At 40.9% G+C, this 20,171-nt stretch carries 7 protein-coding genes; 3 read left to right on the top strand and 4 right to left on the bottom strand.

The window, feature by feature from the left end:
* Positions 1-32: 32 nt before the first annotated feature.
* On the top strand, positions 33-1,382 hold the full coding sequence (trkA, locus tag H148_RS0113165; RefSeq protein ID WP_029035215.1) for a Trk system potassium transporter TrkA: 1,350 nt from the start codon (positions 33-35) through the stop codon (positions 1,380-1,382).
* A complete protein-coding gene (locus tag H148_RS0113170) occupies positions 1,382-2,878 on the top strand; it encodes a TrkH family potassium uptake protein (protein WP_029035216.1) in 1,497 nt (498 codons plus the stop codon). The genes trkA and H148_RS0113170 overlap by 1 nt, the downstream gene beginning before the upstream one ends.
* A 174-nt stretch (positions 2,879-3,052) precedes the next feature.
* On the opposite strand, the gene H148_RS0113175 is transcribed toward H148_RS0113170, so the two are convergent.
* Together H148_RS0113175 and H148_RS0113180 are read right to left on the bottom strand one after the other, a co-directional pair.
* A complete protein-coding gene (locus H148_RS0113175) occupies positions 3,053-4,243 on the bottom strand; it encodes a pyridoxal phosphate-dependent aminotransferase (protein ID WP_029035217.1) in 1,191 nt (396 codons plus the stop codon).
* 20 nt (positions 4,244-4,263) lie between these two features.
* Positions 4,264-5,364 (bottom strand): fatty acid desaturase family protein, encoded by a 1,101-nt coding sequence (locus H148_RS0113180; protein ID WP_029035218.1) that lies wholly within the window; start codon positions 5,362-5,364, stop codon positions 4,264-4,266.
* A 109-nt stretch (positions 5,365-5,473) separates the two neighbouring features.
* On the opposite strand from H148_RS0113180, the gene rsmG reads away from it, so the two are divergent.
* Positions 5,474-6,103 (top strand): 16S rRNA (guanine(527)-N(7))-methyltransferase RsmG, encoded by a 630-nt coding sequence (rsmG, locus tag H148_RS0113185; RefSeq protein WP_029035219.1) that lies wholly within the window; start codon positions 5,474-5,476, stop codon positions 6,101-6,103.
* A 54-nt stretch (positions 6,104-6,157) separates the two neighbouring features.
* Here rsmG and H148_RS0113190 read toward each other — a convergent pair whose 3' ends face one another.
* Together H148_RS0113190 and H148_RS17925 are read right to left on the bottom strand one after the other, a co-directional pair.
* A complete protein-coding gene (locus tag H148_RS0113190; RefSeq protein WP_029035220.1) occupies positions 6,158-13,915 on the bottom strand; it encodes a LamG-like jellyroll fold domain-containing protein in 7,758 nt (2,585 codons plus the stop codon).
* Between the two features lie 278 nt (positions 13,916-14,193).
* Entirely contained in the window at positions 14,194-20,064 is a 5,871-nt protein-coding gene (locus tag H148_RS17925) for a LamG-like jellyroll fold domain-containing protein (protein WP_156877258.1), read from the bottom strand.
* Between the last annotated feature and the right edge of the window lie 107 nt (positions 20,065-20,171).

Below are 20,171 nucleotides of genomic sequence, written 5' to 3' on the forward strand. Positions count from 1 at the left end.
AACTTTGTTCCTCTTGAACTTACTCGTTCCTTATGAAAATAATCATTGCCGGTGCCGGTGAGGTAGGATTCCATTTAGCTAAATTATTATCATATGAATCACAGGATATTACCCTGATTGATAATAACAGGGAGAACCTTATTTATGCCGATGCCCACCTGGACATACGTACTTTAAGGGGAGACGCAACATCTATTGCAGTTTTAAAAGACGCGCAGGTAAAGGATGTTGACTTACTTATAGGGGTTACCAGTAGTGAAACCACAAATATAACGGTGTGTGTTTTGGCCAAACAATTGGGAGCAAAACGGACTATTGCCAGGATTGCCAATACAGAGTTTCTGGAAAATAAGGAAGAGATAGGTTTTACCCAGTTTGGAATTGATGAATTAATTTCACCCGAAGCTTTGGCCGCGCGTGAGATTGAATTACTATTGAATCAATCTGCATTTAACGATAGCTATGAATTTGAAGAAGGAGCTCTAACCATGGTGGGACTTACTCTTTCAGAATCAGCGGCCTTTCTTGGAAAGTCAGTTAAAGAAACTGCAAAGATTTTCCCGGGCATTCATTTTATGCCAATCGCGATGCGAAGGAAAGATACAGTTGAAACTCACATCCCCCGTGGAAATACCACCTTCAAAGAAGGAGACCAGGTTTATTTTGTAACTACGAAGGGAGGAGTAAATGATCTCTATAAGCTTACCGGAAAGAAGCGCCAGAACATGAAAAATGTTATGATCCTTGGTGGAAGCAAGATTGGTCGCAAAGCCTCAATGGACCTTTGTAAAAAGAAAATGAACGTTAAGCTTATAGAGAGCGATAAAGATACTGCCTTTGATCTTGCCGATGAGCTTCCAAAAGCCTTAATCATCCATGGAGACGGTCGTAATGTGGAATTACTTGATGAAGAAAGTATTCAGGATATGGATGCATTCATTGCGGTAACAGGAAATTCTGAGACTAATATCATGACCTGTCTTGTTGCCAAATCTAAAAATGTAAAGCGAACAATTGCCCTGGTTGAAAATATGGATTATTTTCAATTAAGCCATTCCATTGGAATTGACACCCTTATAAATAAGAAGCTACTTGCGGCCAGTAATATTTTTAGATATATAAGAAAAGGGGAGGTCGTTGCCATGACTCGTTTGAGCAACATGGATGCTGAGTTACTTGAATTTATCGTAAAACCAACTTCAAAGGTGGCCAACAAAAAAATAATTGACCTGGAATTTCCAAGATCAGCTATTATTGGAGGGGCAATAAGAGATGGAATAGGAGTGATTGCGCTGGGGAACTTCAAGATAATTCCAGGTGACAGAATTGTAATTTGTTGCTTGCCGCATGCTATACACAAGGTTGAAAAATTATTCCTGTAATGCCCAGACTTAACAAGCCCATCATTAGTCATATTATGGGAGTACTCCTGGTTTGCAACGGAGGCTTTATGCTCACGGCTGCAGGGGTTAGTTTTTATTATGATGATGGCGTAACTCAGGACATTCTTGCCGCAGCTTTAATTACAATGGTAATAGGGGGGGCGGGGATGCTCCTTACCAGAGGTCATAAAAAGGAGGTTAAGAAAAGAGATGGGTATCTCATTGTAACTTTGGGCTGGATCTTCATGGCGCTTAGTGGAACACTTCCCTATGTTTTAAGTGGGGGTATTCCGTCTTTTACAAATGCCTTTTTTGAAACTATGTCCGGCTACACCACCACCGGAGCCTCCATTTTGAACGATATCGAATCCGTTCCAAAAGGCCTTCTCTTCTGGCGAAGCCTTACGCATTGGATTGGAGGAATGGGAATTATTGTTCTAGCTATTGCGATTCTCCCGCTGTTAGGAATTGGAGGAATGCAGTTATTTGCTGCTGAAGCTCCGGGTCCAAGTGCCGATAAACTGAAGCCACGAATTACCGATACGGCAAAAAGATTATGGTTCATTTACGTAGGGCTTACCTTTGCTGAAACTATCCTCTTATACATTGCCGGGATGGGACTTTTTGATGCTGTAAATCATTCACTAAGTACCCTTTCCACTGGTGGATTTTCTACTAAAAATGCCAGTCTTGCATATTGGAATGACAATCCACTGGTGCAGTATATTGTTATTCTTTTCATGTTCCTTGCCGGAACTAACTTTGTGATAAGTTATTTTGGGTTTAAAGGGAATTTCAGCAAAGTGTTTAAAGATGAAGAATTTAAATGGTATTCATATTTTATTCTAGGCTTCACTACTATTGCTGCACTTATCATTTTCTTTAAAGCCGATCCCTCAATCTCCTCGATAGAGCACCCAATGGTTTTGGGAGAATTTGAAAGTGCGGTAAGACATGGGTTGTTTCAGGTGCTTGCGATTGTCACCACTACCGGTTTTGTCACGGCAGATTATACCATGTGGACAACCTTTTTGACCGTCTTTTTCTTTGGATTATTCTTTCTGGGTGGTTCGGCGGGATCAACGGCAGGTGGTGTAAAAGTAATGCGACATGTGATCATGATAAGAAATGGTCTAATAGAGTTTAAAAGAACGCTACATCCTAATGCTGTACTCCCGGTGCATTACAACGGAAAAAGCATTAGTAAAAAGATTGTCTTCAATATTCTTGGATTTTTTATCCTGTACATGCTTTCATTTATCATTGGTGCAATAGTGCTGGCCTCCATGGGGCTGGATTTTGAAACCGCCATAGGAGGTGCTGCTTCTGCTCTTGGCAATATTGGTCCTGCTTTTGGAGACCTGGGGCCGGTGAACAACTTTGATTCTCTTCCTCCTCAAGGTAAGTGGTGGTGTTCTTTCCTAATGCTAATAGGAAGACTTGAATTATTCACAGTCCTTATCCTCCTTACACCTTTCTTCTGGAGAAACAGGTAGGTAAAGATGTCAATGCTCAGAGTTCAGCTTCCAGAAGGCTTCAGTATTCAGAAAAAATACTTCTCTTCAATGCCATTTTTGAGGGGTGATCTTCAGTTCTTTGGTTTCAGAAGGGATATAAAAAAATCCCCGTTCTTATGAACAGGGATTTAGTATAAAATTATTTTTTAGCAATTAACCTTCAGAAATGGCATTTTTGATGCGCTTCATTGCTTCTTCTATTTCAGATTCACTGGCGGCATAAGAAAAGCGAATACAATTTGGGCTGCCAAACGCATCTCCCGTCACTGTGGCTACTAATGCTCTTTCCAAGAGGAACATGGAAAAATCTGTAGCGTCTTTGATCTCATAGCCGTTGATGGTTTTTCCGAAGAAATAAGAGACGTCTGGAAAAACATAAAAAGCACCTTCGGGTTCGGTAATTGCAAATCCTTTGATCTGGGACATTAAACCAATAATTAATGATTTTCTACTTTTGAACCTGTCGATCATATACTGGATCTTACTTACAGGAGCTTCCAGTGCTGTAATTACAGCACGCTGGGCTATACAATTCGCACCGCTGGTAATCTGGCCCTGCATTTTATTGCAGGCACGGGCAATTTCAGTAGGAGCGCCTATGTAACCAATCCTCCAACCAGTCATGGCAAATGCTTTTGAAACTCCGTTCACTGTGACCACGCGATCATACATGTCTTCAAATTGAGCCATTGAAGCATGTCCTCCAATAAAATTAATGTGTTCGTAGATTTCGTCACTTACAACTATGATGTCGGGATGTTTTACCAGGACATCGGCCAGGGCACGAAGCTCTTCCTTGCTGTAAACCATTCCGCTGGGATTGGAAGGGGAGCTGTACCACAACATTCTTGTCTTAGGAGTGATGGCGGCTTCCAGCTGCTGAGGTGTCATCTTAAAGTCAGATTCTACAGAGGTAGGAACTTCAACGGGAACTCCTTGGGCAAGCTTGACAATTTCGGCATAACTTACCCAGTAAGGGCAAGGTAAAATTACCTCATCCCCCGGATTCAACATTACCATGGCAATATTGGCCAAAGATTGTTTTGCGCCGGTTGAAACGACGATTTGTGAACGATCATACGTTAAGCCATTATCTCTTTTAAATTTTTGAATAATGGCATCTTTTAATTCCACATAACCATCAACAGGAGTATAGGAATTATAGTCATCGTTTATGGCCTGGATGGCCGCATCTTTAATAAAATCGGGAGTATTAAAATCTGGTTCTCCCAGGCTAAGGCCTATAATGTCTTTTCCTTCTGCCTTTAATTCTCTTGTCTTGGCCGCCATGGCCAGGGTTTGAGAGGTAGACATGTTGTTAATACGGTCAGATAAGTGGTACATGTGAAAAATGGTTGATAGAGTTATGCTTGAATGGCTGGCTTCATGCCCATTTCACGCAGATGGCGAAAATGTGCTGCAATGGCAGCCCGGGTTGTTTTATATTCGTGGTAAGGCAACTGACATTCCTTTGCTGTTTGCTTGACAATTTTTGAAAGGTCGTTGTAATGAATATGGCTAATATTCGGGAAAATATGATGTTCCACCTGGTGATTAAGTCCGCCGGTGAACCAATTTACCAGTTTATTTTTGGTCGCAAAATTGACAGTAGTAAACAGTTGATGAATCGCCCAGGTATTTTTCATTGATCCTGTGTCATCGGGGAGAGGCATATCGGTTTTTTCGACTACGTGGGCCAGCTGAAATACAACACTCAAAATTAATCCTGCAGTATAATGCATGATAAAAAAGCCAATTAGGATCTTCCACCATGCGATGGATAAAATCAGCATCGGGATGACTATCCATATGGAAACGTAAATGAGCTTAGTAATGGCTATTATACTCCATTGCTTTACAGGGTTCGGCATTTTTCCGTAGGAGAGTTTTTTGGCGAGGTATCTTTTGGTCTGCTTAAAATCTGTAGTCAGGGCCCAGTTGAAGGTGAGCAATCCGTATAAAAAAATTGAGTAGTACTGTTGAAACCTGTGAAAGTTATGCCATTTTGCATGTTTGCTGAAGCGAATAATCCTACCAGCATCCAAATCCTCGTCATGGCCGTGGATATTGGTGTAGGTGTGATGTAATACGTTGTGCTGAACCTGCCAGTTATATACATTACCGGCAAGAACATATATAGTTCCTCCCATGAGTTTGTTCACCCACTTTTTAGAGGAATAAGAACCATGGTTCCCGTCGTGCATGATATTCATTCCTACTCCTGCCATTCCTATACCCATTACAAAGGTAAGTAACAACATCCACCATTGAGATATATCAAGAGTAAGAATAAGAAAATATGGAGTTAAGAAAAGTGAAAACATGACAACCGCTTTAAAATGCAGTTTCCAGTTTCCGGTTTTTGAAAGATTATTTTCTTTAAAGTAATTATTGACCCTGCTGTTGAGGGTCCGAAAGAACTTTGCTGAATCTGTGCGGGAAAAACGTACTGTAGATGTATTCATTTTAAACTAAAAATAAGCTACAAAGGTAAAGGATTAATATTCTTTGAAAGGTCTTCAACTCATAATTAACTGCTTAAAATTAATTACTTTTGCCAAAAAGTCAAAAAATTTGGAGTTAATCGAAAAATATTTTCCCGACCTCACGAAAGATCAAAAGAAGAAATTTTCTGAGCTACAGGGACTTTATGAGGATTGGAATCTCAAAATAAATGTTGTTTCCCGAAAAGATATAGATGAACTCTATTTACGCCATGTACTTCATTCCATGGGTATAGCTAAGGTGCAAAAATTTTTACCAGGAGCTTCAATTCTTGATGTTGGTACAGGTGGAGGATTTCCCGGGATTCCACTGGCCATCCTTTATCCACAAACAAATTTTCACCTTGTAGATAGTATAGGTAAAAAGATCAAGGTGGTTAATGAAGTTGTAGATGAATTGAATTTAAAAAATGTTCATACCACAAATGCAAGAGTTGAAGAGGTGCCGGGCCATTACGATTTTATTGTAAGTCGGGCTGTGGCAGCGATGCCCACTTTTATTCACTGGACTACCGGAAAAATCGCTAAAGAAAGTAAGCATGAACTAAAGAACGGAATTCTTTATCTAAAAGGAGGAGACCTTACTGAAGAACTGGCAGATTATCCTAAAGCAGTGACTTATAACCTACCCGAATTTTTTGAAGAAGACTTTTTTGAGACAAAAAAAGTTGTTCATCTCCCGCTGAAGTATAAAAAATAATGCGGCTCAAAAATGGCATTTTGGAGCCGCAATGTTTTGAGGACTATTCGGTTTTTAGTTAACCAGGAACTTGAGCACCGAAGTCGAATCTTCCAGGAAAACCCGGACAAAATACATGCCTGCACCGGGAACCTGTACAGGTAATTCAATTGTATTTTTAAGTTCAATATTTTTATAGGAATGGATCTCCTGTCCCAGGGAGTTGAACAGTACAACATTACTAATAGGTAGTAAGTTGTAATTTTTGATAACTATTTTTTCCATTTCTGCTGAATACAACAGTTCAATGCCCGCAGGAGTAGGTAAAGGCTGCTCAGGATTTTCAACGCCTATATTTTCACCATCACCATTGCCGTTGTTGTCTTCATCGCCTTCATCAGGTCCTTCTGTTTCATTATCCGAATCTTCACTATCACTGAATACAATAGAATAACGATCGTTAATATTCCCCTTTTCCACTTCTGCTGAAAAATCTGATTCCTGGAGATTATGATAAGTTCCCGCTTGACTGTCCTTGACAAAGATTGGAAGGTCATCGTCTATATTTTCAAGCTCATCAATGGCAATTTTAAACTTTCCGCCTTCGGCAGTTTTTATTCCCAGAGGCAAAGTCCTATCCTCATTAAAATCGGGCACTCCCTGAATTATGAATTCTATGTCGTTGAGCAACCAATACATGTCTTCCTTATTGTTCTCAATTAGTGCAGCATCATAGCCAAGATCAAATTCAGAAGTGGTAAGTTCATCGGCTGTGACCAGAAGTTGACGATGATAACCTTCCGGAGAACTGAATTTTATCCATATTCTTTTTCTGGATTCATTCTTTTTTGAAGAGGATGCCTTCAATACCTTTTTCTCCTGGGAATGAAAAACCGATTGTGTTTTGTCTATTTCAGTAACAAAGGCGCGTTGACTGTTTTTAAATAAGATATCCCCGCCGTGAATGTTAATGCCAGATTGTGTGGTTATTGATTCATCCAGGTCGGAACTTACAAAAAATGCCTGTCCTACTGGAATATGTTGTCTTGGCCTTTCTCCCCCTTCGTCGCCGGTGGCGTTAATTCTTTCATCATTGGCAATGGCTTTTATTCCACCGGAAAGGTTATAGACTGCATAGCCACCGACGTATCGTTGCAGATAATGCGTATATCCCGAAAAGTGTGACCAAAAATAGAGGGAGCCGTTAAATACATTTGTACCATCTCTTCTTTCGCCGAGATTGTCGAGAATAAATTCATTGGCATCTATAGCCGAAGGATAGGGGTTGCCAATAAGATAATTTTTTCCTGTTGTAATGTTCAGCGAAATAGTATCATTATTTGGCATTCCAATGAAAGTATAATTCTGCAGATCCAAAATTGCCATTTTGCCCGAAGAGCCTTTCATAGAAAATCCTTCTCCCGATTTAAGAATGGTGTTTTTTGGGTCAATCCTCTCCCACTGGCTGTATTTATTTGAATCTCCAAAGAACTTATGAAGCCAATAAGAACTCAATGTTATAGGATTGGAAAGGAACCCGTCAGCAATATGATACTGGGGATCGAAAATGATATCTTTAGGATTGGTGGGATCAGTACCATCTTTCATAACAGAGAAGATTTTGTATCCGCTGTTTTGTGCATTACCGTCAATACTCACAGGAGAAGTCCAGTAATTATAATTAAAACTGCTGGCTGTACCCTGCTGGTCCCTTTGAATTTTACCGCTTCCTACAAGAATACTACCTTCTGTTTGTACTAATTGGGATTCTCCGTTAAGGTCAATAAAACCTCCCAAATCGAGATATTTAGTAATGATTAGACCATTCCCGAACCCTGCTGTAGTTCTGGTTTGCACTGTTCCCAGCATATCCAGTTTCCCTCCGTTAAGCAAAAAACCCAGGAGTGTAATATTCTGGTTTCCAGAATTTTGCTCATGAGTAACATAAGCGATGTTCCAGTCAATGCTCGTGCCGTTTATCCCTGTGTCATTTGGCCAGGTCCAGTAATTTTCCTCATTACTTCCTATATTAATATCCCAGGCACCGCGCGTTTTCCACTCACCATTAGCTTCTGAAATATAAGGTAGGGGAGCAGTATTTTTCTGAAGACTTTCAATATTTCGGAGATGTCCATCTACACCGTTATTAGCTCTGTCTACTGCTATACCCTCGATTACTTTTGCATCTTCAGCTATTAACCTGTAGTAGCTAACGAGGGATGACCATTGTAGATCCCCGGGAACATCCATTGGGAGTATCTCACCTTTTACCGCTGCACCATTAGCATCAATACGCTGGTTCATCATAAACCGTAATTGCTCAACAGAAAGAGCGGAATTCCAGACGCGAAGTTCTTCTATCCATCCCTCAAAATAATTTTGTGGAATTTCAGGATTATTAGCATCATACATGGCACCTACCAGGAACGGAAAAGAATTGGTTGAAGGTTTTGAACCTGTTGAATTTCCTACTTTAATTCCATCAACATATAACTCCACTTCAGAACCTTCAAAAACAACAGCAAGATGGTACCAGCGGTCTGTTCCCACTTTATGAGAAGTGGAAACAGATTTGCCGTTCCATCTAAAGGTGGGAGCGCCGTTATTTATTACTAGATCATATCCTCCGGAAGTTAATGCTACAGTATTGCGTTTCGCAACTACGGTGCGTATTCCCTGTACAGATGCCGGCTTGATCCAGGCTTCCAGGGTGAAATTAGAAGAAGGAAAATTATTTCTGTCCCCAATAAATACATAATCATCTATTCCGTCGAAATCTAAAGTGCTGCATTCTCCCTTGAAATTGATCAACATGTCGCTCGAAGTTCCACAGGTGCCATCTGCATGTGCAATGGTCCATCTTAAGGTATAAGTACCTGCGGGAGCACTAAAAGCGGAGATCGGATTATTGTTGTCTGCCAGCACCCAATCAGAATTTGGAGCATCAATTACTGTCCACGTCCCCACTCCAGTTACCGGAGTGTTAGCTTCCAGAATAGTGTTATTAAAGCCGCAGCCAAAATTTTGATCAGGTCCGGTCTCAGCAACTGTTAGTTGTTCCGGCTGAGTTATTGAAACTGTTTTGATGATTTGGCATCCGTTGGCGTCGATTACAGTCACCGTGAAATCTCCTGAAGTAAGATCGGATGCAGTAGCAGTCGTTTGTTCATTGGGGTCGTTCCAGAGGTATTTATAATAAGGTGTTCCCTGCACATCGTAAAACGGGGTGCCTATGTTTACTGTATCCACTGTTACAGTTGCAGATCCTGTTTCACCAAAGCACGAGGGATTGCTTGGTTCTACTTTTGCAGAAATGGAAGTTGCAGGTTCTGTAATAGTAGTGGTAACGGTAATTTCCACACCTGCAGAATCCTGTACATATATCGTATAAGTTCCTGCTGCAAGACCTACAAAGTGATTGCTGGTTTGGGAAGTGCCTGTTGCTGACAAACGATAAGAATAGGGCGCAAATCCTCCCGAAGCTTTTACGGTTATAGTACCTGTACTGTCACCTTTACACAAAATATGAGTGGGAGTTGCTTCCGCTCTAAGCTCGGTGGGTACGGTCAGAGGTTCATTGGTGGACCAGCAGAATTTGTTATTATTTGCCCCACATTCTTTTTTCGATACGTTCGTCCATGTGATGTAAAAAGTATCTATGTTCAAATTGTCGCCACAGTTAAAATTTATTGGCTCCTGTGTCAGTCTTATAAATTCCCCCACCCTGTTAGGTTGATTTACGCTGAGATCTTCATCAATATCATCTTTTTCCCTGCAACCGCTTATATAGTAATTGTTACTTACATCTGAAATGGTATTGGAAATGATATAAGTCAGTTCAATATATGGATTATAAATGTTGGCACTTTTATCCACACCAAGGTATATATATTTTGGTATTGTCGAATCGCAGTAGTCCGCACTTGAAAGATCCATTCGAGTACCATCTGAATATCCCAGATATATATTACTGGGATCAAAGTCAATATTGCTGGATTTTCCACAGGGATTATAACATTTCCCAATGTATTGTTCCTGTGTGGTAATATAGGTTTCACCAGTACTATCTGTAACAGTAAGGGTAATAATTTTATTGCCGATAGTGGTGTAGTCTACCCAGAATTCCCCTATGCCGGTACGAGCGGGATTTACTGCGCCATCACCAAATTTCCAGGAATAAGTATAAGGAGCTACTCCTCCGTAAGCAGTTTCATCTTCCACTATATAATGGAAAGTACGAATGGCATCAATGTCCCCTTCAATTTCACAGGTGCTTCTGGTTAAAATAAAAGCCTGTATGGCATCAATAATTTCAAGTTCCTTAACTATTTTACATCCTTTACTGTCGGTTACTGTAGCCTCATACCATCCAGCTGCCAAATTGGTAGCTGTTTTGGTGGTTTGAAGAATTGCTGCCTGCCCCTGCTTTCTCCACTCATAGGTATATCCGGGCGTTCCTCCGGAAGGGTTTACTGTAGCCGATCCCGTTGATGTTCCATAGGTAGTGGTTCTGGTACTGGTGATCTCTGCAGTTACGGGAGCATCAGGTTCAGTCAGAATATAATCTGAATTTAGTACTACTACACAAGTAGGAAATGCCGCGTCTCGCATAGAAACTGAATAACTTCCTGCCGGAAGATTGCTAAAGTTTGCGTTGGATTGCCAGGTTGTACCATCAATGCTAAACTCATAGGTGCCATGCCCTCCCGAGGGAGTGGTTAATAAGATCTCTCCACTTGAGCCTCCATGACAGCTTACATCGGTTTTAGTCAAGGTGGCATTTAAAATTTCAGGTTCTAAAACAGTGACCGGAACCTGAAGGGCACATCCATTAGCATCTGTCACAAAGATGGTGTGGTTCCCTGCGCTGACATTTTCAAATGTCGTATTTGAGGTGAAATTTGAATTATCTAAGGAATAACTATATGGAGCCGTGCCTCCGGTAATATTACCTGCAGTTATAACACCATTATTTCCGCCATTACAGGTGACATCTGTAATGGATGAATCTGTAGTCATTGTTAGCTCATCTGGTTCTGTAACAGTAACTATTTCCGTGGCTTCACATCCCTTACTGTCTTTTACAATGATAAGGTGATCGCCTGCTGAAAGATTGTCAAAGGTTTTAGAAGTTGAAAAAGCACCACTGTTAATGCTGTAAGTATATCCTAAGTTTCCTCCTGTGACGGTTCCTGCGGTTACAGTTCCATCTGTTCCCCCGTTACAGGACACTGCAGTGGTTGTGGACCCTGTGAGAGTTAATACTGCTGGTTCTGTAACAGTAACTGTTTCTGAGACTTCACATCCTTTGCTGTCTTTGACAGTGATCACATGATCGCCTGCCGAAAGATTACCAAAGGTTTTAGAAGTTGAAAAAGCACCACTATTAATGCTGAAAGTATATCCTGAATTTCCTCCTGTGACAGTTCCTGCCGTTGCAGTTCCGTCTGTTCCTCCGTTGCAGGAAACAGCAGTGGTTGTAGATGCTGTGAGAGTTAATACTGCTGGTTCTGTAACAGTAACTGTTTCTGAGACTTCACATCCTTTACTGTCTTTTACCTTGATCACATGATCGCCCGCGGCAAGATTGTTAAAGGTAGTATTAGTAGAAAAAGAACCATTGTTAATGCTGTAGGTATATCCTGAGTTTCCTCCAGCCACAGTGCCAACACTTACAGTTCCATCTGTTCCCCCGTTACAGGAAACGGCAGTGGTTGTAGATGCTGTGAGAGTTAATTCTGCAGGTTCTGTAACAGTAACTGTTTCTGAGACTTCACAGCCTTTGTTGTCTTTTACAGTGATCACATGATCGCCTGCCGAAAGATTGCTGAAGGTCTTAGAAGTTGAAAAAGCACCACCGTTAATGCTGTAAGTATAACCTGAATTTCCTCCTGTGACGGTTCCTGCCGTTGCAGTTCCGTCTGTTCCCCCGTTACAGGAAACTGCAGTGGTTGTGGACGCTGTGAGGGTTAACACATCGGGTTCTGTAACAGTCACGGTTTCCTTGGCTTCACAGCCTTTGCTGTCTTTTACAGTGATTATATGATCGCCTGCTGAAAGATTACTGAAGGTTTTAGAAGTTGAAAAAGCACCACTGTTAATGCTGTAAGTATATCCTGAGTTTCCTCCTGAGACGGTTCCTGCCGTTACAGTTCCATCTGTTCCCCCGTTACAGGAAACTACAGTGGTTGTGGACCCTGTGAGGGTTAATACAGCTGGTTCTGTGACGGTAACCGTTTCCGTAATCTCACAACCTTTGCTGTCCTTTACAGTGATGAGGTGATCTCCCGCTGCAAGATTGCTGAAAGTGGTAGTGGTGGAAAAAGTTCCTCCGTTAATGCTGTAGGTATAATCTGAGTTTCCTCCAGCCACAGTACCGACAGTTGCAGTTCCATCTGTTCCCCCGTTGCAGGATACTACAGTGGTTGTAGACCCGGTGAGGTTTAAAATATCTGGTTCTGAAACAGTAACTATTTCCGTGGCTTCACATCCTTTGCTGTCTTTTACAGTGATAACATGATCGCCTGCTGCAAGATTACTGAAGGTCTTGGAAGTTGAAAAAGCACCAGCGTTAATGCTGTAAGTATAACCTGAATTTCCTCCTGAGACGGTTCCTGCCGTTGCAGATCCGTCTGTTCCTCCGTTACAGGACTCTGCAGTGGTTGTAGACCCGGTGAGGTTTAAAATATCTGGTTCTGTAACAGTAACTGTTTCCGTGGCTTCACATCCTTTGCTGTCTTTTACAGTGATAACATGATCGCCTGCTGCAAGATTACTGAAGGTTTTAGAAGTTGAAAAAGCACCATTGTTAATGCTGAAAGTATAACCTGAATTTCCTCCTGATACGGTTCCTGCCGTTGCAGTTCCGTCTGTTCCCCCGTTGCAGGAAACAGCAGTGGTTGTAGATGCTGTGAGAGTTAATACGGCAGGTTCTGTAACAGTAACTGTTTCTGAGACTTCACATCCTTTACTGTCTTTTACCGTGATTACATGATCGCCCGCTGCAAGATTGTTAAAGGTAGTATTAGTAGAAAAAGAACCATTGTTAATGCTGTAGGTATATCCTGAGTTTCCTCCTGAGACGGTTCCTACCATTGCAGATCCGTCTGTTCCTCCATTGCAGGAAACGGCAGTGGTTGTAGATGCTGTGAGAGTTAATTCTGCAGGTTCTGTAACAGTAACTGTTTCTGAGACTTCACATCCTTTGCTGTCTTTGACAGTAATGATATGATCCCCTGCTGAAAGATTACTGAAGGTTTTAGAAGTTGAAAAAGCACCACTGTTAATGCTGTAAGTATATGCTGAGTTTCCTCCTGAGACAGTTCCGGCAGTTGCAGATCCGTCTGTTCCTCCGTTGCAGGATACTGCAGATGTTGTGGACCCGGTGAGAGTTAGTTGAGTGGGTTCACTTATAGTTAAATTTGAATTCAAAACGACCTGACAGGTGGTATCAGATTTGTCTGCAATAAGGACTTGATAGTTGCCTGAGCCTAGTCCTGTAAATTCTCCGGAATCTTGCCATGAGCTCCCGTTGTTGATGCTGTATTGATAACTACCACTGCCTCCCGAAGGATTGGACAAGCCTATTACTCCATCCATTGCACCTTTACAGGTAACATCTGTGGTTGTTATATTAGCCGAAACATTACATTCCTGAAATGCTACTGCGAAAATTCCGTAAGGGGAGTCCATCCAGTTTCCCGAATGTTCCTGAAAATTTTGGGGATACTCATAAGATTCTGATGCAGAATAACTCCCATAGGATGCCAGTGCTGAGATGCTCAGCAGTAATAAAAGCCCCGAAATTTTAAGAGAATTGTAAAGTTTCTCCATGTCAAACCGTTAGAAATCAGTAGGTAAAAGTAGGAAAAATTTTCATACACGCCTCGTCTAATGGAATTTTTTATGGATAAAAGGTCATATTGACCAGATTAAAGGTCTTTAATGCAAGTTAATTCCTACAAAAATTGAAAGACCTGAATTAGGTTATTGATCAGTTTACTCTGTTTCCAATTGCTATTTGTCCCGTTCCATCTTTGGTGAAACAAAAAAGGAGGAGGCCCAAAAATTGTATTTTTGAGCCTCCTCCTTTTCAAAATCAGGTTCCCTAATTAGTCCACCAGGAACTTGAGCACCAAAATGGCTTCTTCCGTATAAACCCGAATGAAATACATGCCTTCGCTGGGAACTTCTACAGGTAATTCGATGACAACTTTGCTATCAATGCTTTCATAAGTATATATTTCCTGTCCTAATGAGTTGAACAAAACAACTTTTTTAACAATTGACAATTCCGGATTGTTAATTACAATTTCTTTGTTCTTCGTGGAATATATCAATTCCATTCCACGGGAAGTGGGTCCGGAATCTTCAGGTTCTTCACTTATATCCTCTTTTCCATCACCTTCTTCATTTCCATTATCTTCATCATTTCCATTACTCTCGCTGCTTCCATCTCCAGGATCTTCCTCATCTTCGCTTTCATCATTTCCATCATCCTCGCCGCTTCCATCTTCAGGATCTTCGGGATCTCCTGGATCTCCATCATCAAAAACAATGGAATATCGACCATGGATTTTGCCGATTTCTATTTTTGACTTAAAATCTGAATCTCTCAGGTTGTAATATGTGTTTGTTTCAATATTTTTTAGAAAAATTGGTAGTTCCGCGGGGATGTTTTCCATCTCATCTATTGCGATTATAAATTCCCCTTCGGTAGCTATTTTTAATCCCAAAAGAAGAACTCTTTCCGGAGCAAAATCTGGAACTCCCTGGATCAGGAGTTCAGTTTGCTCTTGCCCCATGAGCCAATACATGTCTTCTTTGTTATTCTCAATCAAGAGGGCATCATAACCAAGATCAAAATCTGAAGTGGTTTTTGGATCCATTGTTACCAAAAGCTGACGATGATAACCCTTTGGGGATTTAAATTTTATCCAAAGGCGCATTTTCTCCTCTTCCCGGAGAGCTGTGCCTGTAGTAGGTTCAGAATTTATACCTTTCTTTTCCACCGAATGAAAAACCGCTTTTGTGGAATCAGATTCGGTTTGAAATACGCGCTGGCCATTATTGAACATTACAGTTCCTCCCGAAATTGTAATATTGGGATTGTTAGTTAATGCAGGATTTAATACAGTGTTTATGAAAAATCCCTGACCCACCGGAATGTATTGTCGCGGTTTTTTTCCTCCTTTGCGGTTTGGTTTACTGTTGTTTATTCTGGCATCACTGGCAATTGCATGAACACCACCTGCAAGGTTGTAAATTGCATAGCCTCCTACATATTCCTTTAAAATATGCGTTTTTTCGGCAAAATGGGACCAGAAATATAACGAACCATTGAACACATTTTCAGAATTTGTTCCTCCCGGAACATCTTTAAGATTATCTCTGATGAACTGGTTCGCATCAATTGCCGAAGGATAAGGATTCCCTATTAAATAATTTTGATCCAAACCTATATTCAATGTAATTGGGCCATTATTGGGCATTCCTCTAAAGGTGTAATTTTGTGAATGGTAAATTTCCTTATGTCCAGAGGAACCTTTCATAGTAAAACCTTCCCCTGCAGCCATTTGACTATCTGGAGTTACGTGTTTCCAGCTACTGTATTCCCCGGCTTTCCCGAAAAATTTATTGAGCCAATAAGTACTAATTTTTATAGGGTTAGAGGGAGCCCCGTCGGCAAAATGATATTGGTAATTAAATTGGATTTCTTTTGGTGTTGCCGGATCTGTGCCATCGAATAATACTCCCAGGTATTCGTCACCTTTTTTCTCTCCAATTTTGAAACCTGAATTGGGAGCCAAATATTGAGTGCTAACCGGTGAACTCCAGTAATTATAATTATAACTGCTGGCTGTACCCTGTTGGTCACGCTCAAGATATCCCGAACCCTCTATAATGCTGCCTTCCGGTTGTAGCAGTTGTGATTCCCCGTTAAGATCAAGTATGCCATTAAGTTCCAGGTAATGGGTAACAGTTAGACTGGTGCCCGATGAATTGTTTGCTCCTTCAAGATCCAGGGTTCCTGAATCATCAAGTAAGCCCAATAAAATGATATTGCCTGAAGATGCCGGGTTCACTACTTTTCTTCCATTTAATTCGACAATGTTCCAGTTGATCCTATCTCCATTTATTCCTAAACTATTGGGTGCATTCCAAACATTTCTTTGAGAAATATTGATACCATTATAAGGGACTGGAAGCTGCCATGTAGTTGTGTCATACCAGTTTCCGTTATCTGTAAAAAGGGTATAAGGAAGAGGAGCCGTGTTTTCCTGAGCAGAAGTAATGTTAACCAACCTTCCATTAAAACCGACATCGGGATCGATCTCGCCACATCCAATAATTATATTGTCCATTCTATAATAGCCGACCAAATCACTCCAGTTTACATCTGGTATATGTATTGGTATGACTTCTCCTATTACTTCAGTTCCATCTTCTTTTATGCGTTGATTCATCATCCTGTGCAACTGATCCTTTGTGAGTGCAGCTTTCCAAATTCTTAATTCATCGATCCAACCATTAAAATTGTATTTTGGCCCATCAGATCCACTGCTATCCATGGCTCCCAGAATGGCCCTGAAATTATTGGTGCCCGGTGAACCACCTCCGACCACTTTAATAAGAAGACCATCAATGTATAGCTTGTATTCTCCTGCTTCTGTGTGAATTAAGGCTAAATGATACCATCGGTTCTGGTTGATGACAAAAGGTGAAGCTACAGTTCCAGATTTATTCCAATTAAAAGATACTATTCCGTCTACAATTTTTAAGTCATAGCCTAGTGCACTACCAGATAGATTAGCATCTCTTTTGGAAAATATGGTATGAGTCCCATTTATAGATTCTGGCTTCACCCAAACTTCCAGGCTGAAAGCACCGTCGAAATTATAATTGTTATTAAAATCTATATGATCATCCACCCCATCGAAGTTCACCTGATCACACTCCAAAATTGTCACTGTTGTCTCATCTGAACAACCATTTTCGAGGGTCCATGTTAAGGTGTAGGTTCCAGCTCCTGCTGTAAAGGTGGAATTAGGATCGTTTGGATCTGAAAAAGATCCCGCTAAACAAGAGGGTTCTCCACCCTCCCTGACCGAAGACCAGCTGCCTTTTACCTGAGTTCCCCGAGCGTCACATGTTCTGCAACCTGAATCGGGTATAGAGAATGCTCCTTTAGCATTGTTTTCATTAGCCGTTATTGTATTATCATATGCATTTAATTGCACTGTATTTTTTCCGCATTCTTCACTAGACATTATAATGTCGTTACCAGCGTATGGGTAAGATACAAGAATTTCAATTAAACCTGTACCCTCCTCACTATAGGTTCTACAACCATTAATTAATGCCGTTCCCCCATAAGAATGGACACCTGGAATATCAGGTTGAAATGACAATTTTTGTTCAGTTTTACCAATTGCAATAGGCTCTTCATCGGGATCTCCAATACCTTCTGTCCACTCTACATCAGTTTCAATAGGAATTTTTTTATTTAAAAAGATGTTGTCCATTGCCCAAACACTTTGATCGCTGGTACCGGTAAATGACCATCTGATTCTAACATTACTCATATCTCTTCCGTCGAAATAAGCTGCAAGAGAAATAGAGGTATTATCTGTGTTAAAATTGTAGTTGGTAGCGTCTGAACCATCTATGGATTCAGCAGTACCTGCTGTAAGCCATTTTTTAACTCCGCTCCCCGTGGCATGCATTACCTGAAGTGTCTCATAATTTTGGCCCCCATCAAATGATATTTCAATAGTGGCAACATCATCATCTGCAAAGTAAAAGGCCTGATCAAAATCTATACTTGCTGATACAGAATTTGAAAAATCTGTAATGGGACTTTCCAAGGTCGTAGGTATATTTCCATCGTACACCGATTTCCCATTTTTATCTACTCCATAAAAGTTGCCTTGGGCTATTGTAAATTTTCCGTCTTGACTATCATATTCTATACCTCCAAACTCATGATTGTTAGTACCCGACCAGTTCTTGGGTTTGGTAGCATTTCCGCCGGCTGTAAAATTGCGTATTTTGCCATCAACAAGCCATGAATCATAGTCTTTGGTATTTAATTGTCCTTCATTAAAATCCCCTGGAGAATCGGGAATTGCATCTTGCGTGCCTAAATAATTACTGGTGGCCTTCAGGTTTACTGTATCTCCGAGACAATATTCATTATCAAGATCTTCGTTAGTCACAGTTGGAGCAGCTCCGGGAGGTAGTGCTCTTATATAAATGCTATTAGAATATTCTGTACATGTTCCTGCCTGAACTAAAACTCTGTAATATGTTGATTCCAATGCACCTACCGGAAATACTGCTGTATGCTTATTATCATTGACCGGTATTACTTCCCAGACGCCTTCATTAACGGCGAATTTCTCCCAATGAACAATATTTCCTGTTTTCCCCGCCAGTTGCAGTTCTACAGAAATTTCTTCTCCACATGAAGTTATGTCGATTTGCTCATCAAATACTACCGACTCATAAATGCCACTTAAATTTCCTCCGTTGATGTTTACCTGAATAAGTTCTATTTCTTGAACTTGTGCTGATTTGTTGCCATGACTGTCAATGAATTCCCATTCAATTGTATTGCTTCCATAAAAAGAATATGGGAATTGAAAACCCTCACCCAAAGATCCTTGAATTACACCTTCACACCCATCTGTGGCTGTTGGAATTGTTAATTCTGAAATACTTGAAACCTGACACCCTGTAATACTTATAATGGGTAGATTTCCATTATGATCTGGAACGGGTGCAGTAGTATCAGAAATTATAATTTTTTGTTCAATTGGCCCTGTGGGATTTCCTGAGGCATCAGTAAATATCCAAAAAATTGATCCTGACGAATAAAAGGTTAGATCATTTATACCTGTCGTTCCTGTAATCGTTCCATCACAATTATCGACAGTTGTTGGCGGAATAACTGTTATGGGACACTCGCCGGTTATATCAGGCAGGTCTGTAATGACTGGAGCTTCATTATCATTTACAGTAACTTTCTGTATAGCCTCCATAAAGTTCCCTGTCTCATCGGTTACTGTGTAGGTGATCGTTGTAATTCCACGGTTGAAAGTTTTTGTTCCCACTTGTCCGCTTCCGCTTCCTGTAGTGACACCTGATAAACTCCAACTCAATACTTCCCCTGAACAGTTGTCGCTGAAAACCGCATCTGGTATGGCAATAGAAGCGGTACACTGACCGGGATCTGTGGTGTCAAAAATATCATTTCCCAGAGTGATTTTTGGGTCCTCTTCATCTGTAACAGTTACCTCAACAGTTCCTGTAATCGTTCTATTCGCGGCATCGGTAACATTATAGTTAATTGTTGTTGTTCCGATATTAAAAGTTTTGGGGCCTACCTGTCCGCTACCGTTCCCTGTTGTAACACCCGAAAAATTCCAGCTTAAGGTTTCTCCAGAACAGTTGTCGCTAAAGCTGACATCTGGTACAACAATAGAAGCAGTACACTGCCCCGGATCTGTGGTGTCAAAAATGTCATTTCCTAAAGTGATTTTTGGGTCCTCTTCATCTGTAACAGTTACCTCAACAGCTCCTGTAATTGTTCTATTTGCGGCATCGGTAACTGTATAGTTGATTGTTGTTGTTCCGATATTGAAAGTTTTGGTGCCCACTTGTCCGTTTGCACTTCCCGACGTTGCTCCCGTCATGGTCCAGCTTAAAGTTTCTCCTGAACAATTGTCACTAAAAATGACATTTGGAACAGCGATAGAGGCTGTACATTGTCCTGCACCTGTGGAGTCAAAAATGTCATTTCCTAAAGTGATTTTTGGGTCCTCTTCATCTGTAACAGTTATCTCAATAGCTCCTGAAATAGTTCTATTTGCTGCATCGATTACTTTGTAGTTGATGGTTGTTGTCCCGATATTAAAGATTTTTGTGCCTACCTGTCCGTTTGCACCACCGGTCGTAGCTCCCGTCATGGTCCAGCTCAAAATTTTCCCTGTACAATTGTCGCTAAAAACAGCATTTGGAACAGCTATAGAGGCCGTACATTGTCCTGCATCTGTGGTTTCAGAGATGTCATTTCCGAGGGTAATTT

This window comes from Salinimicrobium terrae DSM 17865, from assembly GCF_000424665.1.
GTDB lineage: Bacteria > Bacteroidota > Bacteroidia > Flavobacteriales > Flavobacteriaceae > Salinimicrobium > Salinimicrobium terrae.